Annotated in this window: 4 protein-coding genes and 1 riboswitch; all 4 genes read right to left on the bottom strand. The window is 37.6% G+C overall.

The features are described from left to right. Window positions 1-99: 99 nt before the first annotated feature. A riboswitch (cyclic di-GMP riboswitch) is annotated at window positions 100-182 on the bottom strand. 135 nt (window positions 183-317) lie between these two features. Continuing rightward, window positions 318-2,576, bottom strand: coding sequence for a glycoside hydrolase family 9 protein (locus tag BM305_RS03065; protein WP_092559228.1), 2,259 nt, complete (start codon window positions 2,574-2,576; stop codon window positions 318-320). A 187-nt stretch (window positions 2,577-2,763) separates the two neighbouring features. Beyond that, window positions 2,764-3,162 carry an alpha-pore-forming tripartite toxin MakABE regulator gene (gene makC, locus BM305_RS03060; RefSeq protein ID WP_092559227.1) on the bottom strand — a complete coding sequence of 133 codons (399 nt, stop codon included), beginning with the start codon at window positions 3,160-3,162 and terminating at the stop codon, window positions 2,764-2,766. Between the two features lie 163 nt (window positions 3,163-3,325). After that, the gene (rpoC, locus tag BM305_RS03055; RefSeq protein ID WP_092559226.1) at window positions 3,326-7,012 is read right to left on the bottom strand and encodes a DNA-directed RNA polymerase subunit beta'; all 3,687 of its coding nucleotides are present in this window, start codon (window positions 7,010-7,012) and stop codon (window positions 3,326-3,328) included. Window positions 7,013-7,062: 50 nt separating this feature from the next. Next, window positions 7,063-10,911, bottom strand: a complete 3,849-nt coding sequence (rpoB, locus tag BM305_RS03050; RefSeq protein ID WP_092559225.1) for a DNA-directed RNA polymerase subunit beta — start codon at window positions 10,909-10,911, stop codon at window positions 7,063-7,065. Window positions 10,912-11,292 lie beyond the last annotated feature (381 nt).

The following is an 11,292-nucleotide window of genomic DNA, read 5'->3' as shown; positions in this document are numbered from 1 at the left end:
TTTTCTTATAAAATTCGGCAGCCGCTGCTTTCTAATACATGTTGCAGAATCATTTCAAGTCAAATAAAAAAAGTACTGAAGGCTTCGGTACTTTCACAAGATAGCAACCTGGCAATCATTGAAAATTCTTTAGACCCATGGCTTTGCGTCCTTATCTTTCGATAAGTTTGCCCAAACTTTATTTGTTGTATTGTTAAATTATTATACTTGAATTTACTACAAATGTCAACGCGATAAGATTAAGCATTTGAACTCTATAGCCCATTTTACACAATACTTTGTTTTATTGCAAGCTATAGAGTTCTACAATAGCATTCCTACTTTAACTCACTCATAACAAAAATCAATGGTGAGTTCCAGTATATAGTAACTTCATTGGTGGAGTAGCTGGCATGATTATCTACATAACACATTGCCGGAGGTGCATCCTTTAAAACAGCCGCTGCGTATGGATCACCAAAATCTTTATTGGGTCCTCCCACCAACATTCCTTTCATAGTTTCTTCTAACGCAGCTGATGGTCTATGATGTACATGAACTGGTGACACAGTTCCATAGCCTGTAACATAACTAATCGACAATGGATTTGCCCCAAAACAGTAATGCAGATGTTCTCTGGCATAAACCACATAATCCTCTTTTGGCTCCAGCCTGTTTGCTAACAACATTATCATTGCATTACTTGCCACATCTAGATTACTTCCCCATACATACTCATTGCCCAGTGAAATAAAATACCCATCACTTTTTGATTTTTCAACAAGTTGATCTGCTTCTTTTATAAACGCTTCCTTTAGCTGCTTATAAACCTCAAGTCCTTCTGCTGGCTTATAGGACAAAACGGCATATGTGCCATAACCACCCACCGACTGCCAGCCAAAGCCTGTTGGTATTTCATTTTTTACTATTGCTTCAACCAATTCAAGATACTCTGTACTCCCTGTTACCTTGTATAACTCAGCAGCAGCCCAGTATCTCTCATCTCGTGTCGTTGAGTCACCATACTCACCTGTTGAAACGCCCTGCGGATTTTTAAAACCACTCTTATTATCTGTCGTCTCTGCATATTCCATAGCTCTTTTTGCCTGTTTCAGGCACTTTTCAGCAAAATCATTATCGTATTCCTTGTACATCGTACTTGCCTTTGCCATAACAGCTGCAAAATCATAGGTTGCTGTTAACGAGATTGGCGATACAATTAGTTCTTCTGTTTCATCTTGTGGTAAAACAGTATCTCCTGGAAAACTGGCACATGTAACCTTATGATATACTCCTCCTGATTCTGCGTCCTGCATTTTAAGCATCCATTCCAGTTCATATCGAACTTCATCTAAAAGATCAGGAACTCCATTTCCGCTTTCTGGTATTCCTATGCTGTCATTTTTCGATGCATCGGTATATTCCACTGCTAAAAGCAAATCGTTTACCGCCTTTGCTCCTGCCACAACATATCTTCCATAATCTCCTGCATCATGCCATCCCCCAGTTACATCAATTTTTTTATCTGTTCCATAAATAACTGCTTCACTCGTATGACATGCACTATGAGCAAACCTTCCCGCATATTTTTCTTCCAGTTCACACCCGCATCTTTGCAGATATAACATCTTTACTACGTCTATGTATGCGTCTTCATATATGCTGTCTCCTATTTTAAAATCGTAAGATGTTCCATGGTTTTTTGTTTGAATAAAATAGGTACCTGCTTCTGTAACAACACTAAAATCTCCATAATAATTTTTTTCATCCGCGGTGAAATTCATTTTTTCGCCTACAATATTTCCTGTATACACAATTTTATTTGTATCCTTATTCACAACATCGAATGTTTCATCCATTGAATCTCCTCGAAATATCGCTGTCTTCTGAGCAGATAACTGATATCCCACCTGATCCAAGTTAATATCAAGCAGCGTGCTTTCCTCTGCTTCTACTTTCACAATGTTTGAATCATCTATCAATTCTAAAGATACATTATCAATATAAATTTTATGTTCTCCAATTCCTTCTGTACCATCAAATTTCCCACAATTGAAAACCAGGCGCGGTGCAGGGTCTGTCGCTTCATTCATAGTAAATTCCAATGATTCTGTTACCATTTCTGTCTTTAATCCCAGCTTTTCTTTTCCTGCATAAGCATGGTAATCGCCACCATTTATCTGCACCCTATATTCAATTGTTCTTTCTGTGCTCGCACAAATATCAAATTGTAATCTGTAAACACCTCCCTGAACCAGTTCTCCAACATCCTGAAATAACTGTACCCCGTAGTTAACGTTTCCTGTTGTTGATATTGTCAGTACTCCCTGCTGATCCTTTACTGTAAATACCCCTGCCCCATCCTGCATATATACCTTCCATGCTTCTGGATTTTCATTGGGCATTTCAAAATCACCATTTTCAATTAACTTTGTATCCATTTCTTCTTCCTCAGCTTCTTCTGTCACTAACTCTACTGCCTCTTCTGTTTCCACACTTTTTATTACTTCCTGATTACTTTCCTCCTTATTCTTTGCATTACAGCCACACACACACAACATGACTGCCGCTAATATAATAAATAGCCCTCTCTTCATTATCCCTTTCCTCCTCTCAACGATATATAAACCATTTTAAATTCCCTATTTTCTGCTGTCAACGAAAATCTGCGAAAGTTTCTTATTATAAATAGAAAAAACTTGTTCAGTCGGAGCAATTTCTTTTCACATAAAAAAGACACCTACTATTGTAATAGCAGATGCCTTCGTCTTTATATATATAAGATTATTCTACTGTAACACTAATCCATGGATCAAAGCTTAATGTAACGCCTCCATCAAATTGAAGTGTCATGGAGTATTGATATGAACCACCTTCACCTTGGGTTTCCACAACTCCCTTCCACACTTCTGGATCATCAACCTCTTTCTTTGGCATACATACTCTGTCATTTACCATTTGTCCTGTAAATTCTGAAATTGCTACATCGCCGTCTGGATCAACAGACTCAACTCTCCAATAAATTGTCTGTGTATCATAACAAGCTGTTACTAATTCATTACCGCCCTCATTGTAAGAACCTAACTTTCCATTGGTATCTACCATATACAGGTGAGATTGAAGATCATTACTTGCTAAAGCTGCTTCAACATCTACTACTACTAAAACGCTAACTGATTTCATTCTATGTATCCTCCTTTTTTTCAATAATTGGATTATACCAGTTTGTATAAAATAGAGGGACAATTATGTCTAACGTGCAAAAATTACACTGCATCTATCAAAATGATTGTTTTATTGATCAAAAAAGATTCTGTCTTATTAAAAAGACAGAATCTCAACTTTATTATTCACTTAATAATTCATCCTCATCGAATTCCAAGAATGCATCTAATTTTTCATCTTGCTCATAATCTACTACTACTTCTTCATCCATGGTATCTTCAAGAATATCCTCGGAAATCATCAGTTCTTCTTCCTCTACTAAATCGGTATCCAATTTTACCGAACGGTATCTCTTCATTCCGGTACCAGCAGGAATTAGTTTACCAATAATAACATTTTCCTTCAGACCAATTAATGGATCTACTTTCCCCTTAATAGCAGCTTCCGTCAATACCTTAGTTGTTTCCTGGAAAGATGCAGCGGACAAGAAAGAATTAGTAGCAAGGGAAGCTTTTGTAATACCAAGCATTGTCTGCTTTCCATCAGGAGCTTCTTTTCCTTCTGCTGTAAGTCTCTCAATTTCATCATCATACTCCAGCGTATCTACCAAGGTACCAGGTAAAAATTCAGAGTCACCATTGTTCTCAATACGAACCTTCTTTAACATCTGTCGAACAATTACCTCAATATGCTTATCATTAATTTCTACACCTTGTAAACGATAAACTCTCTGAACTTCTTGAATCATATAATCCTGAACGGCACGAACACCTTTAATCTTCAAAATATCATGTGGGTTAACACTACCTTCTGTTAACTCATCACCAGCTTCAATTACCTGACCATCCATAACCTTGATTCTGGAACCATAAGGTATTAAATATGCCTTTGACTCAGCTGTTTCATTATTGGTCACTATAACTTCACGTTTCTTCTTCGTATCACTAATCGAAACCGTACCGCCAAATTCTGCAATAATAGCAAGTCCCTTTGGCTTTCTTGCCTCAAAAAGTTCTTCAACACGAGGAAGACCCTGTGTAATATCGTCACCAGCAACACCACCTGTATGGAAAGTACGCATTGTAAGCTGAGTACCTGGCTCTCCGATAGACTGTGCCGCAATAATTCCAACTGCTTCACCTACCTGAACAGCTTCACCAGTTGCCATATTTGCACCATAGCATTTCGCACAAACTCCAATATGCGATCTACAGGTTAAAATAGTACGAATCTTTATTTGTGCTTTATCACCAGCTTCAACTAGTTCTTTTGTATTCATAATCTTAGCTGCTCGCTTTGGCGTAATCATATGATTTGCTTTTACAATCACCTGACCATTATCATCACATATTGTATTGCAGGAATATCTTCCTGTAATTCTTTCCTGAAGGCTTTCAATCACTTCTTTTCCATCTGTAAATGCCTTAATCCACATACCTGGAATTTCTTTTCCCTCACAGCAATCTGTCTCACGTATAATTAAATCTTGTGAAACATCTACCAGACGACGAGTTAAATATCCTGAATCGGCTGTACGAAGTGCTGTATCAGAAAGACCTTTACGTGCACCATGAGCAGAAATAAAGTATTCCAAAACGTCAAGTCCCTCACGGAAATTGGATTTAATCGGCAACTCAATGGTACGTCCTGATGTATCGGCCATCAGACCACGCATACCTGCTAACTGCTTAATCTGCTTGTCAGAACCACGGGCACCAGAATCCGCCATCATATAAATATTATTATATTTATCTAAACCAGATAACAGCGCTTCCGTAATTTCATCATCGGCCTCTTTCCATGTTTCAATAACAGCTTTATAACGTTCTTCTTCTGTAGTCAGACCACGACGAAAATCTTTCGCAATTCGTTCAACTGTTTTTTCTGCTTCCTCTAAAATAGTTTTCTTTTTGGCTGGTACTGTCATGTCAGAAATAGAAACTGTCATGGCTGCTCTTGTTGAATATTTGTATCCAAGAGATTTAATATTATCTAAAGTCTCAGCTGTCTTTGTAGCACCATGTGTATTGATACATTTCTCAAGAATCTGCTTTAACTGTTTTTTACCAACATGAAAATCAACTTCTGGAAGCATAAAGTTTTCTGTTTTACTACGATCCACAAATCCAAGATCCTGTGGAATAATCTCATTAAAAATAAATCTTCCTAATGTAGTTTCCACATTTTTTGTTATCATAGTACCTTCTTCATCCATCTCTGTTCTTCTAACCTTAATTCTGGAATGAAGTGTTAAGAAACCATTTTCATATGCTAAAATTGCTTCATTTACATTTTTAAAATAATTTCCTTCTCCCATGGCACCTGGTCTTTCTTGTGTCAAATAGTAAATTCCAAGAACCATATCCTGTGAAGGTACCGCAACCGGACCACCATCGGATGGTTTCAGCAGGTTATTTGGTGAAAGAAGTAAAAATCTACATTCTGCCTGCGCTTCTACAGATAATGGCAAATGCACCGCCATCTGATCCCCATCGAAGTCGGCATTAAATGCCGTACAAACCAGTGGGTGAAGCTTAATTGCCTTACCCTCTACTAGCGTAGGCTCAAAAGCCTGAATACCAAGTCTGTGAAGAGTTGGCGCACGGTTCAGCATAACTGGATGTTCTTTAATAACCTCTTCTAAAACATCCCATACTTCAGACTGTAATCTTTCCACCATTTTTTTTGCGGACTTTATATTATGAGCAGTTCCCTTAGAAACAAGCTCCTTCATAACAAACGGTTTAAATAATTCAATAGCCATTTCCTTTGGCAGACCACATTGATAAATCTTTAATTCTGGTCCTACTACGATAACGGAACGTCCTGAATAGTCAACACGTTTACCAAGCAAGTTTTGACGGAAGCGACCTTGCTTACCCTTTAACATATCAGACAACGATTTTAACGCACGATTTCCTGGTCCTGTAACTGGACGGCCTCTTCGTCCATTATCAATCAAAGCATCTACTGCTTCCTGAAGCATTCTTTTCTCATTACGCACAATAATGTCTGGCGCCCCTAACTCAAGCAAACGCTTCAGACGGTTATTTCTATTTATAATTCTTCTATACAAATCATTCATATCAGAGGTTGCAAAGCGACCACCGTCTAACTGAACCATTGGACGTAAATCTGGTGGAATTACAGGGATTACTGTCATAATCATCCACTCAGGCTTATTTCCTGATTCACGGAATGCTTCTACTACTTCTAATCTTTTAATAATTCTAGCTCTCTTTTGGCCTGTTGATTCTTTTAGACCTTGTTTCAGTTCCTTAGATTCCTTTTCAAGGTCAATCGCTTGCAGCAATTCTTGAATCGCTTCTGCACCCATTCCAACTTTAAATTTGTTTCCGTATTTTTCGCGGGATTCCTGATATTCTCTTTCATTCAGTACCTGCTTATATTGCAGGTCACTCTCTCCCTTTTCTAATACAATATAGGATGCAAAGTAAAGCACCTTCTCAAGTGTTCTTGGTGATAAGTCAAGGATTAGACCCATACGGCTAGGTATTCCTTTAAAATACCATATGTGAGATACCGGAGCTGCTAATTCGATATGACCCATTCTTTCACGTCGTACACTTGCTTTCGTAACTTCTACACCACAGCGATCACAAACTACACCTTTATAACGAATCTTTTTGTACTTACCACAATGACATTCCCAGTCTTTGTTTGGTCCAAAAATTTTCTCACAGAAAAGACCATCTTTTTCTGGCTTAAGTGTTCTATAGTTAATGGTTTCTGGTTTTTTCACTTCACCTCTTGACCATTCCCGTATCTTCTCCGGGGAAGCAAGGCCGATTTTTATTTTATCATATGATAGCTGTTGCTCTTCTTGTTTACTGCTAACTTCTGGCATTATCTGGCGCTCCCTTCATTTCCAAATTCAAATAATTTTCAGGACCAATTTTATATATCATCCTCTAAATCCAATTCATCATCCGACAATTCTAATGGACTAGCCTCATCTTCAAATACATCAAATATTTCATCATCCAGTTCTTCTACAGAAGATTCCCTGAATCCTGCACTCTCAAAGCTGTCGCCCTCATCAAAACGGAACGAATCATCCCCTTCAATTAATGGTGTTAATTCCTCATCGCCATACTCAACACTTTCTGTCATTGGAATTTCATCACCATTCTCATCTAGCACAGTAACATCTAGTGCAAGTGACTGAAGCTCTTTTAACAATACCTTGAAGGACTCTGGTATACCAGGCTCAGATATATTATCACCTTTAATAATTGCCTCGTAAGTTTTTACACGACCTACAACATCATCAGATTTTACTGTTAATATTTCCTGTAAGGTATATGCCGCACCATATGCTTCCAAAGCCCAAACTTCCATCTCACCAAAACGCTGTCCACCAAATTGTGCCTTACCACCCAATGGCTGTTGGGTTACTAAGCTATAAGGACCTGTAGAACGAGCATGAATCTTATCATCAACCAAGTGGTGAAGTTTTAGATAATGCATGAAACCAACAGTTACTGCTCCATCAAAATACTCACCTGTTCTACCATCACGCAGACGGACTTTTCCATCCCGATTAATTGGAACGCCTTCCCATTGTTTCCGGTAATCTTGGTTTTCAATAAGATATTCCATTAATCCAGGATCTAATACATCCTTATATTTTTCTTTAAAATCTTCTAACGGTGTATTTACATAATCATTTGCCAGCTCTAACGTATCCATAATATCAAATTCGTTTGCCCCATCAAATACAGGTGTAGCAACATTAAAGCCAAGTACTTTGGAAGCCAGACTTAAGTGGATTTCCAACACCTGTCCGATGTTCATACGGGATGGCACACCTAGTGGATTTAATACAATATCAAGAGGTCTTCCATTTGGTAAAAATGGCATATCTTCAGCAGGCAGCACACGGGAAACAACACCCTTATTACCATGACGTCCAGCCATCTTATCTCCAACTTGAATTTTTCTCTTTTGAGCAATATAAATACGAACAGTCTGATTTACACCTGGTGATAATTCATCCCCATTTTCTCTTGTAAATACCTTTGCATCTACAATAATACCAAACTCACCATGAGGCACTCTTAATGATGTATCCCTTACTTCTCTGGCCTTCTCACCAAAAATAGCTCTTAACAGACGTTCTTCTGCCGTTAACTCTGTTTCTCCTTTTGGAGTAACTTTACCTACCAGAATGTCACCCGAACGAACCTCTGCACCAATTCGGATAATACCTCTCTCATCCAAATCTTTTAATGCATCGTCACCAACTCCAGGCACATCTCTTGTAATTTCTTCTGGTCCCAGCTTTGTATCACGGGACTCTGCTTCATATTCATTTATATGAACTGATGTATACACATCTTCTTGTACTAATCTTTCACTTAAAAGTACCGCATCTTCATAGTTATAGCCTTCCCACGTCATAAATCCGATTAATGGATTTTTACCTAATGCAATTTCTCCATTACATGTACATGGTCCATCTGCCATTACTTGACCTTTTTCTACTCTAGATCCATTATTAATAATTGGTCTCTGATTCATGCAAGTACCCTGGTTGCTTCTGCCAAATTTCTCAAGCTTATATGCTCTCTTGTTACCGCTATCCTCTCTGACAATAATTTCATTTGAAGATATTTTTTCTACAGTACCACTCTCTACTGCCAACACACAGTTTCCTGAATCTACAGCGGCTTTTCTTTCCATACCGGTACCAACCACTGGTGCTTCTGTTACCAGTAATGGCACTGCCTGACGCTGCATGTTAGAACCCATCAGCGCACGGTTAGCATCATCATTTTCAAGGAATGGAATCATGGCTGTAGCTACAGAAAATACCATTTTAGGAGAAACGTCCATTAAATCAATCTTGTTCTTCTGAAATTCAGAGGTTTCTTCTCTATAACGACCAGATATATTTGTTCCAACAAAATATCCTTTTTCATCTAATGCCTCATTTGCCTGAGCTACTACATATTTATCTTCTTCATCTGCGGTCAGATATACAACCTCATCTGTTACTCTTGGATTCACTGGATCTGACTTATCGACTTTACGATAAGGAGCTTCAATAAATCCATACTCATTAATTCTGGCATAAGTTGCAAGAGAGTTAATCAAACCAATGTTAGGACCTTCAGGTGTTTCAATTGGACACATTCTCCCATAATGAGAATAATGCACGTCACGAACCTCAAATCCTGCTCGATCTCTGGATAAACCGCCAGGACCCAGTGCCGATAAACGTCTTTTGTGAGTTAACTCACCCAGTGGATTATTCTGATCCATAAACTGTGACAACTGTGAACTACCAAAAAATTCTTTCACTGCCGCAGTTACTGGCTTAATATTAATCAGTGACTGAGGTGATACCCCTTCTAAATCCTGTGTTGTCATTCTTTCTCGAACAACACGCTCCATACGTGATAATCCAATACGATACTGGTTCTGAAGCAGCTCACCTACTGCACGAATTCTTCTGTTACCAAGGTGATCAATATCGTCTGCATTTCCAACACCATATTCTAAATGTATGTTGTAATTAATGGATGCAAAAATGTCTTCTCTTGTAATATGCTTTGGAATTAATTCTGATATATTTTTTACAATAGCTTCTTTCAGTTCTTCTTCATCAGAGTACTGATCCATTAAGCTTTTTAATACTGGATAATATACATCTTCTGTAATTCCAACTTCTTTTTTATCTATATCAACATGCGCACTTAAATCTACCATCTGGTTTGAAAGAATCTTTACCTTACGTTCTTCTGTCTGAACCCACACAAATGGTACACCGCTATTTTGTATATTAACTGCTACTTCCTCTGTAATTAATGTATCCTCTTCATAGATTTCACCCGTTGTAGCATCTACAGCCTGTTCTGCCAATCTGCATCCAACAATTCTATTTTTAAAAGCAAGCTTCTTATTAAATTTATATCTGCCCACCTTAGCTAAATCATATCTTCTAGGATCAAAAAACATACTTTCAATGAGACTCTTGGCACTCTCTACTGCCAATGGTTCACCTGGACGCAGCTTTTTATATAATTCAAGCAAACCGCTTTCATAGTCATTTGAAGTATCTTTTTCTATACTTCTCAAAATTTTTATTTCTTCACCAAACAATTCTGTTATCTCAGAATTGCTTCCAACACCTAATGCTCGAATTAATACAGTAATTGGTACTTTTCTATTTCTATCTACACGAACATAAAATATGTCATTCGAATCTGTTTCATACTCAAGCCATGCACCACGGTTAGGAATCACCGTACAAGAATAGAGTTCTTTTCCAATTTTATCATGACCAATTGCGTAGTAGATACCAGGGGAACGTACTAACTGGCTAACAATGACTCTCTCAGCTCCATTAATAATAAAAGTCCCAGTTGCAGTCATTAATGGTAAGTCACCCATAAAAATATCGTGTTCATTGATTTCTTCACTTTCCTTATTATGAAGTCTTACTTTAACCTTTAACGGCGCGGCATATGTCGCATCACGTTCCTTACACTCCTCGATGGAATATTTCACATCATCGGTACATAGTGTAAAGTCCACAAATTCTAAACTTAAATGACCACTATAATCCGAGATTGGAGAAATGTCTCTGAAAACTTCATGGAGTCCTTCTTCTAAGAACCATTTGTAAGAATCTGTTTGAACTTCAATTAAATTCGGCATTTCCAACACTTCTTTTTGCCTTGAAAAACTCATTCTTACGCTGTTACCAACTTTAACTGGACGAATTCTGTTTTTTTCCATTGACGCTCTTCACCCCTTGAACATTTTATGTGTATCTGAATAACGGGCTGTCCAGGCCTACTGTACATTTCAATCATGTTTTTAATACGTTATTCAAACAAATACTTTACTGATTTCAATTTGTATGTTATAATTATTTTAGATAATTCATAGCATACGACACCACAATAGTGCATTTTTCATCTTAGCATAACCTTGTCAAGATGTCAAGCCTTTTTATGGTGTTTTTTATTTTGTTTTCCTGATTTACGATTTTTAGGTTATATATCATAATGTTGGAATATATATAAACCTTTTTCTATGATTATATCCGAATAATAGATCGTTAAACAAATATTCCTTATCACATAAAAAATCTGGACCACTAAAATCCAGACTTAA

The organism is Anaeromicropila populeti, from assembly GCF_900112775.1.
Lineage (GTDB): Bacteria > Bacillota > Clostridia > Lachnospirales > Lachnospiraceae > Anaeromicropila_A > Anaeromicropila_A populeti.
This window is presented reverse-complemented; position numbering and strand designations above follow the sequence as displayed.

Coding starts and splice junctions, on each gene's coding strand:
- BM305_RS03065 (WP_092559228.1), bottom strand. CDS start 2,576: ATGAAGAGAGGGCTATTTATTATATTAGCGGCAGTCATGTTGTGTGTG.
- makC (WP_092559227.1), bottom strand. CDS start 3,162: ATGAAATCAGTTAGCGTTTTAGTAGTAGTAGATGTTGAAGCAGCTTTA.
- rpoC (WP_092559226.1), bottom strand. CDS start 7,012: ATGCCAGAAGTTAGCAGTAAACAAGAAGAGCAACAGCTATCATATGAT.
- rpoB (WP_092559225.1), bottom strand. CDS start 10,911: ATGGAAAAAAACAGAATTCGTCCAGTTAAAGTTGGTAACAGCGTAAGA.